Annotated in this window: 21 protein-coding genes; 16 read left to right on the top strand and 5 right to left on the bottom strand. The window is 59.2% G+C overall.

The genetic code is table 11. The annotated features are described in order from the left end of the window. Window positions 1–30 precede the first annotated feature (30 nt). A complete protein-coding gene (locus EAH78_RS05665; RefSeq protein WP_140666521.1) occupies window positions 31–582 on the bottom strand; it encodes an NUDIX hydrolase in 552 nt (183 codons plus the stop codon). 146 nt (window positions 583–728) lie between these two features. On the opposite strand from EAH78_RS05665, the gene EAH78_RS05660 reads away from it, so the two are divergent. The 5 genes from EAH78_RS05660 to purT all read left to right on the top strand — a co-directional run bounded on the left by EAH78_RS05660 (window position 729) and on the right by purT (window position 4,235). Beyond that, on the top strand, window positions 729–1,328 hold the full coding sequence (locus tag EAH78_RS05660; protein ID WP_140666519.1) for a CoA pyrophosphatase: 600 nt from the start codon (window positions 729–731) through the stop codon (window positions 1,326–1,328). A gap of 53 nt (window positions 1,329–1,381) precedes the next feature. After that, a complete protein-coding gene (locus EAH78_RS05655; RefSeq protein WP_007954617.1) occupies window positions 1,382–1,906 on the top strand; it encodes a gamma carbonic anhydrase family protein in 525 nt (174 codons plus the stop codon). Next, the gene (locus EAH78_RS05650) at window positions 1,903–2,118 is read left to right on the top strand and encodes a DUF1289 domain-containing protein (RefSeq protein ID WP_140666517.1); all 216 of its coding nucleotides are present in this window, start codon (window positions 1,903–1,905) and stop codon (window positions 2,116–2,118) included. The genes EAH78_RS05655 and EAH78_RS05650 overlap by 4 nt, the downstream gene beginning before the upstream one ends. A 209-nt stretch (window positions 2,119–2,327) precedes the next feature. After that, window positions 2,328–2,795, top strand: a complete 468-nt coding sequence (locus tag EAH78_RS05645) for a VUT family protein (protein WP_059406335.1) — start codon at window positions 2,328–2,330, stop codon at window positions 2,793–2,795. 258 nt (window positions 2,796–3,053) lie between these two features. Next, the gene (purT, locus tag EAH78_RS05640; RefSeq protein WP_140666515.1) at window positions 3,054–4,235 is read left to right on the top strand and encodes a formate-dependent phosphoribosylglycinamide formyltransferase; all 1,182 of its coding nucleotides are present in this window, start codon (window positions 3,054–3,056) and stop codon (window positions 4,233–4,235) included. A gap of 115 nt (window positions 4,236–4,350) precedes the next feature. Here purT and EAH78_RS05635 read toward each other — a convergent pair whose 3' ends face one another. The 3 genes from EAH78_RS05635 to EAH78_RS05625 form a co-directional block, all read right to left on the bottom strand. Continuing rightward, complete coding sequence (locus EAH78_RS05635; protein WP_140666513.1) at window positions 4,351–5,667, bottom strand: MFS transporter; 1,317 nt, start codon at window positions 5,665–5,667, stop codon at window positions 4,351–4,353. 322 nt (window positions 5,668–5,989) lie between these two features. Beyond that, the gene (locus tag EAH78_RS05630; RefSeq protein ID WP_140666511.1) at window positions 5,990–7,225 is read right to left on the bottom strand and encodes a transporter associated domain-containing protein; all 1,236 of its coding nucleotides are present in this window, start codon (window positions 7,223–7,225) and stop codon (window positions 5,990–5,992) included. A 12-nt stretch (window positions 7,226–7,237) separates the two neighbouring features. After that, entirely contained in the window at window positions 7,238–8,050 is an 813-nt protein-coding gene (locus tag EAH78_RS05625) for a cytochrome C assembly family protein (protein ID WP_140666509.1), read from the bottom strand. 195 nt (window positions 8,051–8,245) lie between these two features. Here EAH78_RS05625 and ffh point away from each other — a divergent pair, with 195 nt between their 5' ends. The 5 genes from ffh (at window position 8,246) to rplS (ending at window position 11,816) form a co-directional block, all read left to right on the top strand. Further along, on the top strand, window positions 8,246–9,622 hold the full coding sequence (ffh, locus tag EAH78_RS05620; protein ID WP_140666507.1) for a signal recognition particle protein: 1,377 nt from the start codon (window positions 8,246–8,248) through the stop codon (window positions 9,620–9,622). 249 nt (window positions 9,623–9,871) lie between these two features. Then, window positions 9,872–10,123, top strand: coding sequence for a 30S ribosomal protein S16 (gene rpsP, locus EAH78_RS05615; protein ID WP_045059142.1), 252 nt, complete (start codon window positions 9,872–9,874; stop codon window positions 10,121–10,123). A 5-nt stretch (window positions 10,124–10,128) separates the two neighbouring features. Further along, the gene (gene rimM / locus EAH78_RS05610; protein WP_140666505.1) at window positions 10,129–10,665 is read left to right on the top strand and encodes a ribosome maturation factor RimM; all 537 of its coding nucleotides are present in this window, start codon (window positions 10,129–10,131) and stop codon (window positions 10,663–10,665) included. Further along, window positions 10,647–11,420 (top strand): tRNA (guanosine(37)-N1)-methyltransferase TrmD, encoded by a 774-nt coding sequence (gene trmD / locus EAH78_RS05605; RefSeq protein ID WP_154503229.1) that lies wholly within the window; start codon window positions 10,647–10,649, stop codon window positions 11,418–11,420. Before rimM ends, trmD begins: the two co-directional genes overlap by 19 nt. 45 nt (window positions 11,421–11,465) lie before the next feature. Further along, window positions 11,466–11,816, top strand: coding sequence for a 50S ribosomal protein L19 (gene rplS / locus EAH78_RS05600; RefSeq protein ID WP_003175895.1), 351 nt, complete (start codon window positions 11,466–11,468; stop codon window positions 11,814–11,816). 58 nt (window positions 11,817–11,874) lie between these two features. Here the strand turns inward: rplS and EAH78_RS05595 are convergent, their stop codons facing one another. Further along, window positions 11,875–13,686, bottom strand: coding sequence for a cation:proton antiporter (locus EAH78_RS05595; RefSeq protein ID WP_140666503.1), 1,812 nt, complete (start codon window positions 13,684–13,686; stop codon window positions 11,875–11,877). A gap of 105 nt (window positions 13,687–13,791) precedes the next feature. On the opposite strand from EAH78_RS05595, the gene xerD reads away from it, so the two are divergent. The 6 genes from xerD (at window position 13,792) to EAH78_RS05565 (ending at window position 20,532) form a co-directional block, all read left to right on the top strand. After that, on the top strand, window positions 13,792–14,688 hold the full coding sequence (gene xerD, locus EAH78_RS05590) for a site-specific tyrosine recombinase XerD (protein WP_140666501.1): 897 nt from the start codon (window positions 13,792–13,794) through the stop codon (window positions 14,686–14,688). 273 nt (window positions 14,689–14,961) lie between these two features. Continuing rightward, window positions 14,962–15,693 (top strand): bifunctional protein-disulfide isomerase/oxidoreductase DsbC, encoded by a 732-nt coding sequence (gene dsbC, locus EAH78_RS05585; RefSeq protein WP_140666499.1) that lies wholly within the window; start codon window positions 14,962–14,964, stop codon window positions 15,691–15,693. 133 nt (window positions 15,694–15,826) lie between these two features. Continuing rightward, window positions 15,827–17,131, top strand: coding sequence for a homoserine dehydrogenase (locus EAH78_RS05580; RefSeq protein WP_140666497.1), 1,305 nt, complete (start codon window positions 15,827–15,829; stop codon window positions 17,129–17,131). Between the two features lie 66 nt (window positions 17,132–17,197). Continuing rightward, a complete protein-coding gene (thrC, locus tag EAH78_RS05575; RefSeq protein ID WP_140666495.1) occupies window positions 17,198–18,607 on the top strand; it encodes a threonine synthase in 1,410 nt (469 codons plus the stop codon). A 121-nt stretch (window positions 18,608–18,728) separates the two neighbouring features. Further along, a complete protein-coding gene (locus EAH78_RS05570) occupies window positions 18,729–20,081 on the top strand; it encodes a transporter substrate-binding domain-containing protein (RefSeq protein WP_140666493.1) in 1,353 nt (450 codons plus the stop codon). 163 nt (window positions 20,082–20,244) lie between these two features. Beyond that, window positions 20,245–20,532, top strand: a complete 288-nt coding sequence (locus EAH78_RS05565; RefSeq protein WP_140666491.1) for a DUF3509 domain-containing protein — start codon at window positions 20,245–20,247, stop codon at window positions 20,530–20,532. Window positions 20,533–20,676 lie beyond the last annotated feature (144 nt).

Here is a 20,676-nt window from a genome sequence, read left to right as displayed (position 1 = left end):
GAGGTGTCGGCTATTTTAATTATGGATGTTTTAAGTGATGGCAAGCTGAGCAAGCGGCGGGATCGACTCGGACCGCACAGGGTAATCCTCGGTCCGCCGGTCAGCGAAGAAGCATTCTAAGGTACGGCCCACGGTGCGGAAAGCCAGCTCGGACCAAGGGATGTCGGCTTCTTCGAAAAGCTGCACTTCCAGGCTCTCGGGACCGGCTGAAAAGTCCAGGTCCGCCAGCTCCGCACGAAAGAACACATGCACCTGGCTGATGTGCGGCACATCGATCAGCGTATAGATGCTCAGGTTGCGTACCCGGGCGCAGGCTTCTTCGGCTGTCTCGCGAATGGCCGCCTGCTCGATGGTTTCACCGTTTTCCATGAAACCGGCCGGCAGGGTCCAGTAACCGAGCCGTGGCTCGATGGCGCGTCGACACAGCAACACTTTCGAACCCCAGGTCGCGACACAGCCGGCGACGATATTGGGGTTCTGGTAATGAATCGTATCGCAGCTGTCACAGACAAATCGCAGGCGCGAATCGCCTTCGGGAATGCGCTGGGACACCGGGTTGCCGCACTGACTGCAAAATTTCATGCTTGGGTTCCTGAATGCTGCGCCTATCTTGGCGTGCGGCGGTGTCTGTCGGCAAGTTGTCGTTTAGCGACATGCAGTGGTTATGGGGTTGGGCGGTCGGTTCGATTGGTGCATGATGCGGGGTAAGGCACAGATCGAGAGCACTCATGCTGGACGAGCTACTTCATCGGGTAAGCAACCACACGCCGACAACGCTGGAAACCGATAAACGTTTCCCCGAAGCTGCGGTCCTGGTGCCCATCACCCGCAGTGATGCACCTGAACTTTTGCTGACCCTGCGCGCCAGCGGGCTCTCGACCCATGGCGGGGAAGTCGCCTTCCCCGGCGGTCGCCGCGACCCCGAAGACCCCGACCTGATTTTCACCGCGCTACGTGAGGCCGAAGAAGAAATCGGCCTGCCGCCGGGCCTGGTTGAAGTCATCGGCCCGCTCAGCCCGCTGATCTCCCTGCACGGCATCAAGGTCACGCCCTATGTCGGCGTGATCCCGGACTTCGTCGAATACCGGGCCAATGATGCCGAAATCGCCGCCGTCTTCAGCGTGCCGCTCGAATTCTTCCGCAAAGACCCGCGCGAACACACCCACCGCATCGATTACCAGGGCCGTAGCTGGTACGTGCCGAGTTATCGTTATGGCGAATACAAGATCTGGGGCCTGACGGCGATTATGATCGTCGAGTTGATCAACCTGCTCTATGACGCCAAAATCAGCCTGCATCAACCTCCCAAGAGTTTTATCAACACCTGAAGCCATCGTTCGTATGGCGTGAACCGAGCCTGCCTGGCCTTGAGGACAACAAGATGAAATATCGCCTGGGCGACGCCCGCGTCGAAACCCATCCGCAGAGCTGGGTCGCACCCAATGCCGTGCTGGTGGGCAAGGTCAAACTGGAAGAAGGCGCCAACGTCTGGTTCAACGCCGTGCTGCGCGGCGACAACGAACTGATCCTGATCGGCAAGAACAGTAACGTTCAGGACGGCACCGTGATGCACACCGACATGGGCTATCCGCTGACCATTGGCACCGGCGTGACCATTGGCCACAACGCCATGCTGCATGGTTGCACCGTGGGCGATTACAGTTTGATCGGTATTAATGCGGTGATTCTGAACGGTGCGAAGATTGGCAAGAACTGCATCATCGGCGCCAATTCGCTAATCGGCGAAGGAAAGGAAATCCCGGACGGTTCGCTGGTCATGGGCTCGCCGGGCAAAGTGGTGCGGGAATTGACCGAGCCGCAGAAAAAGATGCTGGAGGCCAGCGCTGCCCACTATGTTCATAACTCGCAGCGCTACGCCCGCGATCTGGTCGAGCAGGAAGAATGAGCGCTACAGAACGACCGGTGCTCTCGCCCTGCGTGAATATTTGCGCGTTGGACGACGATGACATCTGCACCGGGTGCCAGCGCACGGTGGAAGAGATCACCCGCTGGAGCCGGATGACCAACGACGAGCGCCGCGCGGTGTTGGGGTTGTGTCATGAGCGGGCCAAATCCAGCGGCCTGGTCTGGATGTTGCCCTCAAAACCCGATTCCTGAGCCGAAGGTGCTTATGTGGCGAGGGAGCTTGCTCCCGCTGGGCTGCGAAGCAGACCCAAAACCGACAAATAGACTTCATCTGACACACCGAGTCTGCTGATTTCAGGGCCGCTTCGCAGCCCAACGGGAGCAAGCTCCCTCGCCACAGTTATCGGCGTGCGCTGGATCTAGTACCCTGTGCGCCAAATTGACAGGTATCCCCACGCCCCATGCTCTTCCTGATCGCCTACATCAGCAGCGTTGTGCTGATCAACTACGCCTTTTCCACCGCCCCGCACCTGGACATCATCTGGTCAGCGTGGGGTGGTCTGGTGTTCATATTGCGCGACATGGTGCAAACCCGCTTCGGTCACGGCGCCATTGCCGCGATGCTGGCCGCGCTGGTGCTGTCCTACGTCACTTCCGATCCGTCCATCGCATTGGCCAGCGCCACGGCGTTCGCGGTGTCCGAGTGCATCGACTGGCTGGTGTTCAGCATCACCAAGCGCCCGTTGCACGATCGTCTGTGGATAAGTTCGGCGCTGAGCATTCCTCTCGATACCTTCATCTTCTTCGGCATGATCGACGCCTTCACCCCGGGCGTGATCCTCACCGCCATGGGCTCGAAGTTCGCCGGCGTGACCGCCGTGTGGCTGATCATGGCCTGGCGCTTGCGCAAACAGGCCGTCGTCAGCTGAAGCCAAACCCTGCGGTTCATGTAAAATGCCGCGCTTTCTCCCCATGGGAAGCGCGCATGTAGCCTGTACGGCCAGTTCGTTAGTTCAAGTTCGGATGCAGGAAGTCCATAGCCAAGGTGCTGTGACGAGTCATAGCTTGCTATGGCGAGGAACAGCAACGCAGGAAATGGGCTTCCTGCGCCGAAATTGACTAACAGAACTGGCCACACAGGCTACTTTCGTCGCGTCCCTCGATGATCCGCTTCTTGAGGACCTGAGATGACCCGTATCGGAACTCCATTGTCGCCAACCGCGACCCGCGTATTGCTGTGTGGCTGTGGTGAGTTGGGCAAGGAAGTGGTGATCGAACTGCAACGCCTGGGCGTTGAAGTGATTGCCGTCGACCGTTACGCCAACGCGCCGGCCATGCAAGTTGCCCATCGCAGCCACGTGATCAACATGCTCGACGGCGCCGCCCTGCGTGCCGTGATCGAAGCCGAGAAGCCGCACTTCATCGTGCCGGAAATCGAAGCCATCGCCACCGCCACCCTGGTCGAACTGGAAGCCGAAGGCTTCACCGTGATCCCGACCGCGCGCGCTGCACAGCTGACCATGAACCGCGAAGGCATCCGTCGCCTGGCCGCTGAAGAGCTGGACCTGCCGACGTCGCCGTACCACTTCGCCGACACCTTCGAGGACTACAGCAAAGCGGTTGAAGACCTCGGTTTCCCGTGTGTGGTCAAGCCAGTGATGAGTTCGTCGGGCAAGGGCCAGAGCCTGTTGCGCAGCGCCGATGACGTCAAAACCGCGTGGGACTACGCACAAGAAGGCGGTCGCGCCGGCAAAGGTCGCGTGATCGTGGAAGGCTTTATCGACTTCGACTACGAAATCACCCTGCTTACCGTACGCCATGTGGGTGGCACCACGTTCTGCGCGCCGGTCGGTCACCGTCAGGAGAAGGGCGACTATCAGGAATCCTGGCAGCCGCAAGCCATGAGCCCGGTTGCTCTGGCTGAGTCCGAGCGCGTGGCCAAAGCGGTCACCGAAGCCTTGGGTGGTCGTGGTCTGTTTGGCGTTGAATTGTTTATCAAAGGGGATCAGGTGTGGTTCAGCGAAGTTTCGCCGCGTCCGCATGACACGGGCCTGGTGACCCTGATTTCTCAGGACCTGTCGCAATTTGCACTGCATGCGCGGGCGATTCTGGGCCTGCCGATCCCGTTGATCCGTCAGTTCGGGCCTTCGGCTTCGGCGGTGATTCTGGTGGAAGGGCAGTCGACCCAGACCGCTTTCGCTAACCTGGGTGCTGCGTTGAGCGAGCCGGACACGGCGTTGCGTCTATTCGGCAAGCCTGAAGTGAATGGTCAGCGCCGGATGGGTGTGGCGTTGGCGCGGGATGAGTCGATTGAATTGGCTCGGGCTAAAGCGACCCGTGCTGCTCAGGCTGTTGTAGTCGAGCTGTAAGCGAGGCGCGGCCTTCGCGAGCAAGCCCGCTCCCACATTTGATTATCGGCGAGCACAGATTTTGTGTTCACCAAAGATTAAGTGTGGGAGCGGGCTTGCTCGCGAAGGCGGTCTATCAGGCCACCCGATTCAGATCGTTATGCCGCGTCTCCTTCAGGCACAACACCGCAATCAAGCTCAGCACCGCCGCCCCCGACACATACCCTCCGACATAACTCAATCCACCCATGGCCACTAGTTTCTGCGCAAAGAACGGCGCCGCTGAGGCCCCGACGATCCCGCCCAGGTTGTAGGCCGCCGAGGCACCGGTATAGCGAACGTGAGTCGGGAACAGCTCCGGCAGCAACGCACCCATCGGCGCAAACGTCACGCCCATCAGAAACAGTTCGATGCACAGGAACAGCGCCACACCCCAGGTCGTGCCGTGAGTCAGCAGCGGTTCCATCAAGAACCCGGACAGTATCGCCAACACGCCACCGATGATCAGTACCGGTTTACGTCCGTAACGGTCGCTGGCCCATGCCGACAGCGGCGTTGCGGCGGCCATGAACAGCACGGCGAAGCACAGCAGGGCGAGGAAGGTTTCCCGGGTATAACCGAGAGTCGACACGCCATAACTCAGCGAAAACACCGTCGAGATGTAGAACAGCGCGTAGCACACCACCATCGACCCGGCGCCCAGCAGCATCGGTGCCCAGTATTGGCTGAGCAGCTCGATCAGCGGGATTTTCACCCGTTCCTCACGGGCCATGGCATTGGCGAACACCGGGGTTTCGTGGAGCTTGAGGCGCACGTACAACCCGACCATCACCAGTGCGGCGCTGAGCAGGAATGGAATTCGCCAGCCCCACGAGCGGAATTGTTCGTCATTCAGGGTCATGGCCAGGGTCAGGAACAGACCGTTTGCTGCCAGAAAACCAATCGAAGGGCCAAGCTGCGGGAACATGCCGAACCAGGCGCGTTTGCCCTTGGGCGCATTCTCCGTCGCCAGCAACGCCGCGCCGCCCCATTCGCCGCCCAACCCCAGGCCCTGGCCAAAGCGCAGCACGCACAGCAGGATCGGCGCCCAGGCGCCAATGCTGTCGTAACCCGGCAACACGCCGATCAACGTGGTGCAGACGCCCATCAGCAGCAGCGAGGCCACGAGGGTCGATTTGCGCCCGATACGGTCACCGAAATGGCCGAACAACGCTGAGCCCAGTGGTCGCGCAAGAAAGGCGATGCCGAAGGTGAGGAACGCCGACAGCATCTGGGCGGTGCCGGAGGTCTGCGGAAAGAATACCGGCCCGATCACCAGTGCAGCGGCAGTGGCGTAGACGTAGAAGTCGTAAAACTCGATGGCGGTGCCGATGAAACTCGCGGTGGCCACGCGGGTGGCGGAGTTCGTCGGTTGCGCAGGCGTGGTTTCGGTATAAGTCGTGCTGGTCGTCATGCGGTTATCCCTGACAGTCATGTGCCCCAGTGGAGCGAATTATTATGGTCGAACACCCAGGGATGTGGGTTTTATTGCGGAGTGCGGGTAGCACGGGGGTGGGGCGGGGCTTGGGTAAGCGTCCCGATTATAGGAAGGCGCCTAACGATTCAACAAGGGCCTTGGCGCGGACATTGTGGCGAGGGGGCTTGCCCCCGTTCGGGCGCGCAGCGGCCGCAAATGGTTGGATGCGTTCTTTCAGCAATAATCGAAGCGTTTTTGATCGGGACCGCTTCGCAGTCCAGCGGGAGCAAGTTCCCTCGCCACAGGGCATGTGTCGGCTTTAGATGGGGGCTGGCACCGAGCTGGTATGCCAGATCAGCACCCGTGTGACGCGGTTATCTTCGGTTTCCAGAATCTCCAGCCGGTAGCGCCCGATCTTCAGGCAGACCGCGCTGTCCGGAATGGTTTCCAGGGCTTCGGTCACCAACCCGTTAAGGGTTTTCGGGCCGTCGCTAGGAAGATGCCAGCCCAGGCTCTTGTTCAGATCGCGAATCGACGCCGCACCATCGATCACCAGGCGCCCGTCGGCGAGGGGATGGATGTGCGGATTGTCCAGGCTGTGCTGGCTTTCGAACTCGCCGACGATTTCTTCCAGAATGTCTTCCAGGGTGACGATGCCGAGTACTTCGCCGTACTCGTCCACCACCATGCCCAAGCGCCGCTGCTGCTTGTGGAAATTCAGCAGCTGCAGTTGCAGCGGCGTGCTTTCCGGGACGAAATAAGGATCATGGCTGGCCGCCATCAGCGCCTCCATGGTCAGGCTGGCATCCGGCAGCAAATGACGAATGTGCCGGGTATTGAGCACCGCTTCGACCTGGTTGATGTCGCTGTGGAACACCGGCAGGCGCGTGCGCTTGTTGTGGCGCAATTGCTCGATGATTTCTTCAATCGGGTCATCGAGGTTGATGCCGTCGACGTCACTGCGCGGCACCAGAATGTCGTTGACTGTAATGTTGTCCAGTGCGTGGATGCCGGACAGCGGGTGCGGGCGGCAGACACTGTGGTCGTGATCGTCGTGCCGATCCCCCGGCATTTCGTCTTCGCTCTGCTGCACCACTTTGGCTTTGCGGGCGAACGGTCGCATCAGCAACTGGCTAAGGCCATTGAGCAGCCAGGCGGCCGGGTAGATGATTTTCAGTGGAACACCGAGCAAGGTGTTGCCCAGGTTCAGCACGGCGTCAGGGTAGCGAGTGGCGAAGGTGCGCGGCAGGTAGTCGGCGAATATCAGCAGTGCGGCGCCAGCGCCGATGCAGGCAGCCCACGGACCATTGGCCGACCAGGTGAAGATCGCCAGCAAGGTGCTGATGACCATGACCAGCGCCCGGCACAAGGTATTGCAGAAGATCAGGCTGTTGAGCGGGAAGCTCAGCTTCGCCACCGGTTTGTCGCTCGAACGCGAGGCGGTGCGCTGGGCCAGCAAATGCTGTTGTGCCACTTCAATGGCGGTAAACAGCCCCGACCATAAAATCAGCAGGACCAATACCGCGAGCATCGGCCCTATGGGCAAGTCGTCCATTAATGCCGCTCGTCAGATATGCAGGATGTATTCACGAACCAGCTTGCTGCCGAAATACGCCAGCATCAGCAGGCAGAAACCGGCGAGGGTCCAGCGAATCGCCTTGTGTCCACGCCAGCCGAGGCGGTTACGGCCCCACAACAGCACGCTGAAGACAATCCAGGCCAGGCACGCCAGCAACGTTTTATGCACCAGATGCTGGGCGAACAGGTTGTCGACAAACAGCCAGCCGGAGATCAATGACAACGATAGCAGGGTCCAGCCGGCCCACAGGAAACCGAACAACAGGCTTTCCATGGTTTGCAGCGGCGGGAAGTTCTTGATCAGTCCTGACGGATGCTTGTGCTTGAGCTGGTGGTCTTGAACCAGCAGCAGCAACGCCTGGAACACCGCGATGGTGAACATGCCGTAAGCGAGGATCGACAAGAGGATATGGGCGAGGATGCCCGGTTCTTCGTCGATGACCTGCACGGTGCCGGCCGGGGCGAACTGCGCCAGCAGCACGGTCGCGGCCCCCAGTGGGAACAGCAATACGAGCAGGTTTTCCACCGGGATCCGCGAGCAGGCCAGCAGCGTCAGTGCAATGACCGCGGCGGCGATCAGGCTGGCGGCGCTGAAAAAGTCCAGGCCCAGGCCAATCGGCGTCAGGAGGTGGGTGAGCAGGCTGGCGCTGTGGGCCAGTACGGCCAGCACTCCGAGCGTGACCAGCAGGCGCTTGTTCGCCTTGGCGCCGGTGGCCAGACGAGAGCCCTGATAAAGAGTCGCAGCGGCATATAAGCAGGCGGCGGCGAGGGTGGTAAGCAAACTGGGTGACAAGGGGAGCATAAATCCTGTTAGGCAAGCCCGAAAGGCGCTGAGTTTGGCATAGAACCCCCGTCGCACGAAAGTGTGAGGTGTCCGCCAGACGCAGTCTTCGCTATAATCCGCGACCTGCCCACGCCGCAGGCTCGCCGAGCACATGTTTATTCCGGTCTGGGCCGCCATTATCCCGGTCTACACAGGGCCTGAAAGGATCGCGCAATGTTTGAAAACTTAACCGACCGTCTCTCGCAGACGCTGCGCCATGTCACCGGCAAGGCCAAGCTGACCGAGGACAACATCAAAGACACCTTGCGCGAAGTGCGCATGGCGTTGCTCGAAGCCGACGTCGCCTTGCCAGTGGTCAAAGACTTCGTCAATTCGGTCAAGGAGCGCGCTGTCGGCACCGAGGTGTCGCGCAGCCTGACGCCGGGCCAGGCCTTTGTGAAGATCGTCCAGGCCGAGCTCGAAAGCCTGATGGGCGCGGCCAACGAAGACCTGAACCTGAGCGCCGTTCCACCTGCCGTGATCCTGATGGCCGGTTTGCAGGGTGCGGGTAAAACCACCACCGCCGGCAAGCTGGCGCGCTTCCTTAAAGAGCGCAAGAAGAAATCGGTCATGGTCGTGTCCGCGGACGTTTACCGTCCAGCGGCGATCAAACAGCTGGAAATGCTTGCCGGTGAAGTCGGTGTGACCTTCTTCCCGTCCGACCTGAGCCAGAAGCCGGTGGACATCGCGCAAGCGGCTATAAAAGAAGCAAAGCTTAAGTTTATTGATGTGGTCATCGTCGATACCGCCGGTCGACTGCACATCGACGAAGAGATGATGGGCGAGATCAAGGCGCTGCACGCCGCGATCAACCCGGTCGAAACCCTGTTCGTGGTTGACGCCATGACCGGCCAGGACGCCGCCAACACCGCCAAGGCGTTTGGTGATGCACTGCCGCTGACCGGCGTGATCCTGACCAAGGTCGACGGCGATGCCCGTGGCGGTGCCGCCCTGTCGGTTCGCGCCATCACCGGCAAACCGATCAAGTTCATCGGTATGGGCGAGAAGAGCGACGCGCTCGATCCGTTCCACCCTGAGCGTATTGCTTCGCGCATCCTCGGCATGGGCGACGTGCTCAGCCTGATCGAACAGGCCGAAGCGACCCTCGACAAGGACAAGGCCGACAAACTGGCCAAGAAACTGAAGAAGGGCAAGGGCTTCGACCTCGAAGACTTCCGCGATCAGTTGCAACAAATGAAGAACATGGGCGGCCTCGGTGGCCTCATGGACAAACTGCCGAACATCGGCGGTGTGAACCTGGCGCAGATGGGCAATGCCCAGGGCGCCGCAGAAAAGCAATTCAAGCAGATGGAAGCCATCATCAACTCCATGACCCCGGCCGAGCGCCGCGACCCTGATGTGATCAGTGGTTCGCGCAAGCGCCGGATTGCCATGGGTTCCGGCACTCAGGTGCAGGACATTGGTCGCTTGATCAAGCAACACAAGCAGATGCAGAAGATGATGAAGAAATTCTCCGTCAAAGGCGGAATGGCCAAAATGATGCGCGGCATGGGCGGTATGTTGCCCGGCGGCGGCATGCCAAAGATGTAAAGAATTCGCGCAAGGGCTTGCTCTTGCGCACCCCACACGGAAGTGGGATCTCCAGCAAACCCGCACTTGGCGGGAGCTGACTGGCCGTTTTCAACGACGGCTCTATAGCAAATCTGGATGGCGTCCGATAGGCCGCCGGAAAAAGACATTTGCAAAAGTCCGGATATTCCTTAGAATATGCGGCCTTTCGGGCACCTATGCCCGCTGTGCCTTTAGATTTGCAGCACCGACTACAGGAACGATGTTCACATGCTAACAATCCGTCTTGCCCTTGGCGGCTCCAAAAAGCGCCCGTTTTACCACTTGACCGTAACCGACAGCCGCAACCCGCGCGACGGTTCGCACAAGGAACAGGTTGGTTTCTTCAACCCTGTTGCTCGTGGTCAAGAAGTCCGTCTGTCCGTGAACCAAGAGCGCGTAGCCTACTGGCTGAGCGTTGGTGCACAACCTTCTGAGCGTGTTGCTCAGTTGTTGAAGGACTCGGCTAAGGCTGCGGCCTGAGCAATATGAACGCGACGCCAGCTGTTGCTGATGATTTGATCGTTATCGGCAAAATTTATTCGGTTCATGGCGTTCGCGGCGAAGTGAAGGTGTATTCCTTTACTGATCCGACAGAAAACCTGTTGCAGTACAAAACCTGGACGCTCAAGCGCGAGGGTAATGTGAAGCAGGTTGAGCTGGTCAGCGGACGTGGGAACGACAAGTTCCTGGTCGCGAAGCTCAAGGGTCTTGATGATCGTGAAGAAGCTCGTCTTCTGGCCGGTTACGAGATCTGTGTGCCGCGCAACCTGTTCCCTGAATTGACCGACGGCGAGTACTACTGGTACCAGCTGGAAGGTCTGAAGGTTGTTGATCAACTCGGGCAATTGCTCGGGAAAATCGATCATCTTCTGGAAACCGGCGCCAATGATGTAATGGTGGTCAAGCCTTGCGCTGGCAGCCTGGATGATCGCGAACGCCTGTTGCCCTATACGGAGCAATGCGTGTTGGCAGTCGACCTGGCGGCAGGCGAGATGAAGGTGGAATGGGATGCGGACTTCTAAGCGTGGCTAACTTGCGCGTAGAAGTGATCAGTTTGTTTCCCGAGATGTTCTCCGCCATCAGCGAGTACGGCATCACCAGTCGGGCGGTGAAACAGGGGCTCTTGCAGCTCACCTGTTGGAACCCGCGAGACTACACGACGGATCGACATCACACTGTGGATGATCGCCCATTTGGCGGTGGTCCGGGCATGGTGATGAAGATCAAGCCCCTGGAAGATGCTCTGGTTCAGGCCAAGGCAGCAGCCGGGGAGGCGGCGAAGGTAATTTACCTGTCCCCCCAAGGCCGTCAACTGACTCAGTCGGCGGTGCGCGAGTTGGCGAATCTGGATGCATTGATCCTGATTGCCGGTCGCTATGAAGGCATTGACGAGCGATTTATTGAAGCTCATGTCGATGAAGAGTGGTCGATTGGCGACTACGTACTGTCTGGCGGCGAGCTGCCGGCGATGGTCCTGATCGATGCGGTTACACGACTGCTGCCTGGAGCTTTAGGGCATGCGGACTCCGCCGAGGAAGATTCCTTTACGGATGGTTTGCTGGATTGCCCGCACTACACCCGACCGGAGGTGTATGCGGATCAGCGTGTTCCCGACGTGTTGCTTAGTGGCAATCACGCGCATATCCGGCGTTGGCGTTTACAGCAGTCCCTTGGTAGGACCTTTGAACGACGCGCCGATCTTCTGGAAAGCCGCTCGCTTTCTGGAGAAGAGAAGAAGCTGCTCGAGGAATACATCCGCGAGCGGGACGATAGTTAACAACGTATCGATGGTAGATCCGACGATTTACCTTAGGAGCACAGCATGACTAACAAAATCATCCTTGCACTCGAAGCAGAGCAGATGACCAAAGAGATCCCTACCTTTGCCCCGGGCGACACCATTGTCGTTCAGGTGAAAGTGAAGGAAGGCGACCGTTCGCGTCTGCAAGCGTTCGAAGGTGTTGTTATCGCCAAGCGTAACCGCGGCGTAAACAGTGCATTCACCGTTCGTAAAATCTCCAACGGTGTTGGCGTAGAGCGTACTTTCCAGACCTACAGTCCGCAAATCGACAGCATGGCCGTTAAACGTCGCGGTGACGTACGTAAAGCCAAGCTGTACTACCTGCGTGACCTGTCCGGTAAAGCAGCTCGCATCAAGGAAAAACTGGCTTAAGTCCAGCTTCCGATGCAGAAAAAAGCAGCCTTCGGGCTGCTTTTTTGTTGCCTGCGATTTACGCCGCCGCGCTATCTTCAGGCTGAATCAATGCCAACACCGTCCACCCCGCCGAAGGCCTGAGCGCACTGTCCGGCGTCACCACATGCACCCAGCCACTGTCATCGCGAGCAAACAACAACGTCGCTCGCTCTCCATGCAACGCCTGATAATCCTCCCAGCCAAATCCCTCGGTCAGATGCGTGCTGTACAGCTCCGCCCCCTGATGCAGCTGATTGGCCAGTTTTACGTAAGTTAACTCCTCATTGCCCAGCAAACGCCCGCGATGTTCATGGCTGGCGCGATGCTTGTCGGTGCGTCGGCTCTCCTGGCCGCTGGCCAGCCCGAACAGGCGTTGATGACCAAAGTCATGGCGAAAGCGCATCGACGCCAGTGTGTTCAGTTCACCGGACGGCGACAGCGTCAGCAAATGTCCCAGCCCCACCAGGTCCAGGTGCGCATCCGCATGCTGCGACGCCGGATTGCCGAAGTACGTCGGCAAACCGTCCATGCGTGCCGCCCGAATATTCTCCCAGCTCGAGTCTGTCAGCAGCACCCGACTGCCCAGTTGCTGCAAGGCTTTGCCCAAGGTTCGCGCCGGAGCGTTGGCCCCGACGATCAGGAAACCGCTGGGCGCCGGTTCAGCCACTTTCAGCAACTGCGCCAAGGGCCGCGCCGTGGCACTTTGCAGCACCACGGTGCCTATGATCACGGCAAACGTCAGCGGCACCAGCAGCAACGCACCCTGGTGACCGGCCTCGTGCAGGCGAATCGCGAAAATCGCTGACACGGCCGCCGCGACGATCCCGCGCGGGGCTATCCACGACAGCAGTGCCCGTTCGCGCCAGCTCAAATTCGAACCCAGGGTAGACAGCATCACGTTCAAGGGGCGGGCGATAAATTGAATGATCAGCAGCAGAATCAGCACCAGCGGCCCGAGGCCGATCATAGCGTTCAGATCGAGGCGCGCCGCCAGCAAGATGAACAGCCCCGAAATCAGGAGCACGCTGAGGTTTTCCTTGAAGTGCAGGATATGTCGCACATCCACGCCTTTCATGTTGGCCAGCCACATGCCCATCAAGGTCACGGCCAGCAGACCGGATTCGTGCATCACCTCGTTGGCGGTGATGAAAATACCCAGCACCGCGGCCAGCGCGGCCAGGTTGTGCAGGTACTCCGGCAGCCACTGGCGCCGAATGATCATGCCGAGCATCCAGCCACCGGCAATCCCGAATACGCTGCCGCACAGAATCACACCGCCGAAGGTCAGCAGGCTATGGCTCAAGCCTTCACCCGCTGCACTGGCGATGATGAAGCTGTAGACCACCACAGCGAGCAGGGCGCCAATCGGGTCGATGACGATGCCTTCCCAGCGCAGGATGTTGGCGATCGAGGCTTTCGGTCGCACCACGCGCAACATCGGCACGATCACCGTGGGGCCGGTGACCAGCGTCAGGCTGCCGAACAGGATGGCGAGCAACCAGTCGAAACCCAGCAGGTAATGGGTAGCGACGGCGATGACCACCCAGGTCGAGAGCGCGCCGAGGGTGACCAGTCGATGCACCACGCTGCCAATCTCGCGCCATTCCGACAGATGCAGCGTCAGGCTGCCTTCAAACAGGATCAGTGCCACCGCCAGCGACACCAGCGGCATCAATAGCGGCCCGAACATGGCTTGCGGGTCGAGCCAGCCCAGAATCGGCCCCACCAGAATGCCGGTCAGCAGCAGGAAAAGAATTGCCGGCAATTTCAGGCGCCACGCCAGCCACTGACAACCCAGCGCCGCTGCACCGATACCGCCAATTGCCAACAGAATCTGCTGTTCGTTCATTGAAGCTCCTGTTCCTTGAAGTAGCGGGCTATGAAAGACTAGCGGCCATTAATTCCGTTCACCCTTTTTCGCATGCCGTCTCAAGACGGCGTGTCTAGAGCGATCATGCCTGCTATCGATCATCCCCTGATAGACCAATTCCTCGACGCCCTGTGGCTGGAGAAAGGTCTCTCCGACAACACCCGCGACGCCTATCGCAGTGACCTGGCCCTGTTCAACGGCTGGCTGCAGGAGAAGGGACTGGAGTTGGTCAATGCCGGTCGCGAGTTGATCCTCGATCACCTGGCCTGGCGTCTGGAGCAGAACTACAAACCCCGTTCCACCGCGCGATTCCTCTCGGGTGTGCGTGGCTTTTATCGCTACCTGCTGCGGGAAAAGTTGATTGCCGTCGACCCGACCTTGCGTGTTGATATGCCTCAGTTGGGTAGGCCTTTGCCTAAATCCCTGTCGGAAGCCGACGTCGAAGCCTTGCTCAAGGCGCCTGATCTCAGCGAAGCCATCGGCCAGCGAGACCGCGCCATGCTTGAAGTGCTTTACGCCTGTGGCTTGCGCGTGACTGAGCTGATCAGCCTGACGCTGGAGCAGGTCAACTTGCGCCAGGGTGTGCTCAGGGTGATGGGCAAGGGCAGCAAGGAGCGACTGGTGCCGATGGGGGAGGAGGCGATTGTCTGGGTCGAGCGTTACATGCGTGATGGTCGCCAGGAACTGCTTGGCGGCCGCCCCAGCGATGTCATGTTTCCCAGCCAGCGCGGCGAGCAGATGACCCGCCAGACCTTCTGGCACCGCATCAAGCACCAGGCCAAGGTCGCCGGGATCGGCAAGTCGCTGTCGCCCCATACCTTGCGCCACGCCTTCGCCACGCACTTGCTCAACCACGGCGCTGATTTGCGGGTGGTGCAAATGCTGCTTGGCCATAGCGATTTGTCGACGACCCAGATCTACACCCACGTCGCCCGCGCGCGCTTGCAAGACCTGCACGCCAAACATCACCCGCGGGGTTGATGAGTATTCATGGATGAATAGCACTTGTGGCGAGGGAGCTTGCTCCCGCTTGAGTGCGCAGCACTCACAAAATCTTCGCCGTTCGTAGGATTTTGGGTCCGCTTCGCAGCCCAGCGGGAGCAAGCTCCCTCGCCACAATGTCTTGTGTCAGCTCCATTCGGCCACAACGACCTTATGTGGTAGGCTTTGCCGGTTTGCACGATGGGCGGTTATGACCCGGTGTTTCGGCACGGGCGTTCTGATCGTCCCATTTGTCCGCCTTCAGGAGTTCTCATGCGTCTGACCCAGATTTTCGCCGCCGCCGCCATTGCGTTGGTCAGCACCTTTGCCGTCGCCGATGACGCGGCCGACAAAGCCATTCGTAAAAGCCTGGAAAACCTCCAGCTCGACGTGCCCGTCGAAACCATCACCGCCAGCCCGCTGCCCGGGATGTACGAAGTCAAACTCAAGGGCAGCCGCGTGCTGTACGCCAGTGCCGACGGCCAGTATGTCGTTCAGGGCTATCTGTTCCAGCTCAAGGATGGCAAGCCGGTCAACCTGACCGAGAAAACCGAACGCCTGGGCATTTCCAAACTGGTCAACGAGATACCGGTCGCGGAAACCGTGGTTTACCCGGCCATCGGCGAAACCAAATCGCACATCACCGTGTTCACCGACACGACGTGCCCGTACTGCCACAAACTGCATGCCGAAGTGCCTGAGCTGAACAAGCGCGGCATCGAAGTGCGCTACGTCGCGTTCCCGCGCCAGGGCTTGGGCTCGCCGGGTGACGAGCAGCTGCAAGCGGTCTGGTGCTCGAAAGACAAGAAAGCAGCCATGGATAAAATGGTCGACGGCAAGGAAATCAAGGCCGCCAAGTGCGATAACCCGGTTTCCAAGCAGTTCGCCCTCGGTCAGTCGATCGGCGTGAACGGCACACCGGCCATCGTTTTGGCCGATGGTCAGGTCATTCCGGGCTACCAGCCTGCGCCACAAGTCGCCAAACTGGCACTGGGCGCGAAGTAAATTCGCATCGTCACGGTCAGCCATTGACGATCGTGGTCCGGCAGCGTTATCGCCGGGCCATTAATAGAGAACCGCGAGTACGCGGTTGTTTTCACGGCCGACCTTGAGTCGGCCGTTTTATGGGGAGTTCACAGTGAAACCGGTCAAAGTAGGCATCTGTGGGTTAGGAACCGTCGGTGGCGGTACCTTCAACGTACTTCAGCGCAACGCCGAGGAAATTGCTCGTCGTGCCGGGCGTGGAATCGAAGTGGCACAAATTGCCATGCGCACGCCAAAGCCTCAGTTCCAGACGACCGGTATTGCGATTACCAACGATGTCTTCGAAGTGGCCACGAACCCTGAGATCGACATCGTTATAGAGCTGATGGGCGGCTACACCGTTGCCCGCGAGCTGGTACTCAAGGCCATCGAGAATGGCAAGCATGTGGTCACCGCGAACAAGGCATTGATTGCCGTTCACGGTAATGAAATTTTCGCCAAGGCTCGTGAGAAAGGCGTGATCGTGGCGTTCGAAGCGGCTGTGGCCGGTGGCATTCCGGTGATCAAGGCGATCCGTGAAGGCCTGTCCGCCAACCGCATCAATTGGGTTGCCGGCATCATCAACGGCACCGGCAACTTCATTCTCACCGAAATGCGTGAGAAAGGTCGCACCTTCGAAGACGTGCTGGCCGAGGCGCAGGCCTTGGGCTACGCCGAAGCCGATCCGACCTTCGACGTTGAAGGCATCGACGCCGCCCACAAGCTGACGATCCTGGCGTCCATCGCGTTCGGTATCCCGCTGCAGTTCGACAAGGCCTACACGGAAGGCATCACCAAGCTGACCACCGCTGACGTGAACTACGCCGAAGCGCTGGGCTACCGCATCAAGCACCTCGGCGTGGCTCGCAGTACTGCGGCCGGTATCGAATTACGCGTACACCCGACGCTGATTCCGGCTGATCGTTTGATCGCCAACGTCAACGGCGTGATGAACGCGGTGATGGTCAACGGCGATGCGGCCGGTTCGACGCTGTTCTACGGCGCTGGCGCTGGCATGGAGCCAACCGCTTCGTCGGTGATCGCCGACCTGGTGGACGTGGTTCGCGCCATGACCTGCGACCCGGAAAACCGCGTACCGCACCTGGCCTTCCAGCCGGATTCGCTGTCGGCGCACCCGATCCTGCCGATCGAAGCCTGCGAAAGCGCCTACTACCTGCGCATTCAGGCCAAGGACCATCCGGGCGTATTGGCCCAGGTGGCAAGCATCCTGTCGGAGCGCGGCATCAACATCGAATCGATCATGCAGAAAGAAGTCGAAGAGCATGACGGTCTGGTGCCGATGATCCTGCTGACGCACCGTGTGCTGGAACAGCACATGAACGACGCGATTGCCGCGCTGGAAGCGTTGACCGGCGTGGTCGGTCCGGTTGTACGGATCCGCGTCGAGCACCTGAACTAAGCCGTTATCGTTCACTGGGCCTGCGTGCGGGCCCGGGTTTGCGAACACTGTCTATTGGAGCCAGTCATGCGTTATATCAGTACCCGCGGCCAGGCACCGGCCCTGAATTTCGAAGACGTCCTGCTGGCCGGTCTCGCCACCGACGGCGGTCTGTACGTCCCGGAAAACCTGCCACGTTTCACCCAGGAAGAAATCGCTTCGTGGGCCGGCCTGCCGTACCACGAACTGGCCTTCCGGGTCATGCGCCCATTTGTGACGGGCAGCATCCCTGATGCCGATTTCAAAAAGATTCTTGAAGAAACCTACGGTGTGTTCTCGCACAACGCCGTAGCGCCACTGCGCCAATTGAACGGCAACGAATGGGTGCTTGAGCTGTTCCACGGTCCGACCCTGGCGTTTAAAGACTTCGCCCTGCAACTGCTCGGTCGTTTGCTCGACTACGTGCTGGAAAAGCGCGGTGAGCGCGTGGTGATTGTCGGCGCTACGTCCGGCGACACCGGTTCGGCCGCCATCGAAGGCTGCAAGCACTGCGAAAACGTCGACATCTTCATCCTGCACCCGCACAACCGTGTGTCCGAAGTGCAGCGTCGTCAGATGACTACCATCTTCGGCGAGAACATCCACAACATCGCCATCGAAGGCAACTTCGACGACTGCCAGGAAATGGTCAAGGCGAGCTTCGCCGACCAGAGCTTCCTCAAAGGCACGCGCCTGGTCGCGGTGAACTCGATCAACTGGGCGCGGATCATGGCCCAGATCGTTTACTACTTCCACGCCTCGCTGCAATTGGGTGGCCCGGCGCGTTCGGTGTCGTTCTCGGTGCCGACCGGCAACTTCGGCGACATCTTCGCCGGTTACCTGGCGCGCAACATGGGCTTGCCGATCAATCAGTTGATCGTCGCCACCAACCGCAACGACATCCTGCATCGCTTCATGAGCGGCAACCAGTACGTCAAGGAAACCCTGCACGCCACGCTGTCGCCATCGATGGACATCATGGTGTCTTCGAACTTCGAGCGCCTGCTGTTCGACCTCCACGGTCGCAACGGCGCAGCGATTGCCGGGCTGATGGACAGCTTCAAGCAGGGTGGCGGTTTCAGCGTCGAACAGGAACGCTGGACCGAAGCCCGCAAGCTGTTCGATTCCCTGGCCGTGGATGACGCACAGACCTGCGAAACCATCGCCGAAGTGTACGAACAAACCGGCGAGCTGCTGGACCCGCACACGGCCATCGGCGTGAAGGCTGCGCGCGAGTGCCGTCGCAGTCTGGACATTCCAATGGTTATCCTCGGTACGGCCCATCCGGTCAAATTCCCGGATGCCGTGCAGAAAGCCGGTGTAGGAAAAGCGCTTGAACTCCCTACACATCTTTCTGATTTGTTTGAGAGAGATGAGCGTTGCACCGTGTTGCCAAACGACCTGAAAGCCGTGCAGGCCTTTGTCAGTCAGCATGGCAACCGTGGCAAGCCGTTGTAACCGGTAAAAGCTGTCACATTTTGAAGCCCGTCTCCTGACGGGCTTTCTCATTTCTGCGTGCCACACTTGTTGCGTTTTCGCCCCATGAAGGACGGGCGAGCTGATCGCGAAGGAAGTGGTAATGCAGTTTTTCATAAGACTCAAACCAGCGATGTGCTGGATGTTTTTAGTCGGTGTCATGGGCTTTGCCCCAGTGCCGCTGGCGGCGCAATTGGTGACATCCACTGCGCAGGAGACGGTTGTTGACGTGGCAATCGAACTCTCCGCCGAAGAGTTGCGGTGGATTGCCGAGCATCCGCAAGTCATCGTTGCATCCGTGCAGTACCCGTTGTATCTGTTCAAGGATGAGCACGGTCAATGGAGCGGTTTGAACAACGATCTGCTCAATCGCATCAGTGCCATGACGGGCTTGAATTTTGTTCACGAAGAATCGTTTTCCACTGATCAGATGCTCGGGCGTCTGGAAAGCGGCGCGGCGGACATGAGCACGACACTGGCGGTGAATGACGAGCGCAAAGGGTTTCTGGATTTCAGTCATGCATTCGGTGGTGCTGGCTGGGTGTTTGTCGGGCGCGCAGAAGAGCCGGTCGTGCAGTCCCTCGATCAGTTGTCGAACCGAGTCCTGGTGTTGCCGACCCGGCATGCACTCGAAGGTACGATTCGCCACGACTATCCGGCGATCGAACTGCGCTCGGTCAAAACCTATCCCGAAGCCAGGGCGTTGGTTGAAGGTGGTGAAGCCTTCGCCACCATCGAAAATGAAATCGGGGCGCAGCTTTATCCGCTGGGGCGACTCAAGGTCGGGCATGCCGTGGAGGGCAAATGGGAGGCTGATCATTTGGCGGTACGCAAAGGTCAGTCGCCGTTGCTGAGTATCCTCAACAAGGCGCTTGAGGCCTTTCCACCCGCCGAGTTGCGTGCCATTCGCTTGAAGTGGCTCAGCGGAATCGGCTCAATGAAGTCTCCCTCCCTCTGGCAGCGCCTTACCCATTGGGGGTGTTGGGGAATGGTTTTCATCAGCCTTTTCGGTCTGCTTTCATTGTTCTGGAACAGACGCCTCGCCAGCTTGAACCAGCAACACCTGAACGATGAGAAAAACCTCAACGATCAACTCGCCTTCCAGCACGCCTTGATGGATGCCATGCCCGATCCGGTGTTTGTGCGTGATCTGCAAGGGCGTTTGATCATGTGCAACAAAAGTTATGAAGAGAGTCTGGCGACCCGTTTCGACCAGATTCAGGGGCGACAGTTGATCGAACTCGATCTCCTGCCCAAAGCGACGGCAGAGAGCTTGCATGCTGAGTTCATCACCCAATTGAATACACGCAAGCCCCGGTTCATTGAACGTCAATTGGAGTTCAATAACGGTGTCAGGGATATCTATCAGTGGACGGTGCCGTTCTACAGCGCCGATGGGCAATTGCGCGGTTTGCTGGGAGGCTGGACGGATAGAGACCGACAGCGGGGCGAGTGATGCGACTGTTTTTTCCCTGTCATCTTTGCCGTGCATGCTCTATCAACCAGAGGCGCCGACGCGCCTGCACCTGGAAATCCAGAACTTTCTTCTCGGGCCAGTGGTCATTTACTGTAAGCACGCCCCAGGCACTTTGTTTTCGGACTATTGAGTGGTGATCGAGATGGAAAGTATCAGTCTATTGCTCGGTGAGGCGCTGAGCCCGTATCAGGTCACGCTGACCCCGTCGGGTGCCCATGGCGAATGCCTGGTGACGTTGAAGAATGCGACGGGCGCGATGGTGGTGGAACGCGTCTTCAATCAGGCTCAGTTGACCGACAAGCGTCTGCTGACCGATGTCGTCGACGGTTTGCACCGCGACGTGCTCATCGCCGAAGGACGGCTGGAGCCCTGTGTCATCGCGGCGTTGCGTAATGCAGCCCAGGAAAAAATGCTGGCTCGCAGAAATTGACGTGATTGTTGTGGGAACCTTCCTGCGCTTAGGTCAGTCAGACCATGTAACAGCAGGATCAAGCATTGTGCTCCGGTGCTTGTAGCTTGCTGCTACGGGTCTTTATGTAGGCCACGTTTAGCCCCGAGTCGTCTCCCCACTTCT

The organism is Pseudomonas arsenicoxydans, assembly GCF_006438915.1.
In the GTDB taxonomy this organism is placed as follows: domain Bacteria; phylum Pseudomonadota; class Gammaproteobacteria; order Pseudomonadales; family Pseudomonadaceae; genus Aquipseudomonas; species Aquipseudomonas arsenicoxydans_A.
The sequence above is the reverse complement of the archived record's forward strand: the minus strand, read 5'-3'. Positions and strand labels throughout refer to the sequence as shown.

Coding starts and splice junctions, on each gene's coding strand:
- EAH78_RS05635 (WP_140666513.1), bottom strand. CDS start 5,667: ATGACGACCAGCACGACTTATACCGAAACCACGCCTGCGCAACCGACG.
- thrC (WP_140666495.1), top strand. CDS start 17,198: ATGCGTTATATCAGTACCCGCGGCCAGGCACCGGCCCTGAATTTCGAA.
- dsbC (WP_140666499.1), top strand. CDS start 14,962: ATGCGTCTGACCCAGATTTTCGCCGCCGCCGCCATTGCGTTGGTCAGC.
- trmD (WP_154503229.1), top strand. CDS start 10,647: ATGGGATGCGGACTTCTAAGCGTGGCTAACTTGCGCGTAGAAGTGATC.
- EAH78_RS05630 (WP_140666511.1), bottom strand. CDS start 7,225: ATGGACGACTTGCCCATAGGGCCGATGCTCGCGGTATTGGTCCTGCTG.
- rplS (WP_003175895.1), top strand. CDS start 11,466: ATGACTAACAAAATCATCCTTGCACTCGAAGCAGAGCAGATGACCAAA.
- EAH78_RS05565 (WP_140666491.1), top strand. CDS start 20,245: ATGGAAAGTATCAGTCTATTGCTCGGTGAGGCGCTGAGCCCGTATCAG.
- EAH78_RS05665 (WP_140666521.1), bottom strand. CDS start 582: ATGAAATTTTGCAGTCAGTGCGGCAACCCGGTGTCCCAGCGCATTCCC.
- purT (WP_140666515.1), top strand. CDS start 3,054: ATGACCCGTATCGGAACTCCATTGTCGCCAACCGCGACCCGCGTATTG.
- EAH78_RS05650 (WP_140666517.1), top strand. CDS start 1,903: ATGAGCGCTACAGAACGACCGGTGCTCTCGCCCTGCGTGAATATTTGC.
- EAH78_RS05655 (WP_007954617.1), top strand. CDS start 1,382: ATGAAATATCGCCTGGGCGACGCCCGCGTCGAAACCCATCCGCAGAGC.
- rimM (WP_140666505.1), top strand. CDS start 10,129: ATGAACGCGACGCCAGCTGTTGCTGATGATTTGATCGTTATCGGCAAA.
- ffh (WP_140666507.1), top strand. CDS start 8,246: ATGTTTGAAAACTTAACCGACCGTCTCTCGCAGACGCTGCGCCATGTC.
- EAH78_RS05595 (WP_140666503.1), bottom strand. CDS start 13,686: ATGAACGAACAGCAGATTCTGTTGGCAATTGGCGGTATCGGTGCAGCG.
- EAH78_RS05625 (WP_140666509.1), bottom strand. CDS start 8,050: ATGCTCCCCTTGTCACCCAGTTTGCTTACCACCCTCGCCGCCGCCTGC.
- xerD (WP_140666501.1), top strand. CDS start 13,792: ATGCCTGCTATCGATCATCCCCTGATAGACCAATTCCTCGACGCCCTG.
- EAH78_RS05570 (WP_140666493.1), top strand. CDS start 18,729: ATGCAGTTTTTCATAAGACTCAAACCAGCGATGTGCTGGATGTTTTTA.
- EAH78_RS05645 (WP_059406335.1), top strand. CDS start 2,328: ATGCTCTTCCTGATCGCCTACATCAGCAGCGTTGTGCTGATCAACTAC.
- rpsP (WP_045059142.1), top strand. CDS start 9,872: ATGCTAACAATCCGTCTTGCCCTTGGCGGCTCCAAAAAGCGCCCGTTT.
- EAH78_RS05660 (WP_140666519.1), top strand. CDS start 729: ATGCTGGACGAGCTACTTCATCGGGTAAGCAACCACACGCCGACAACG.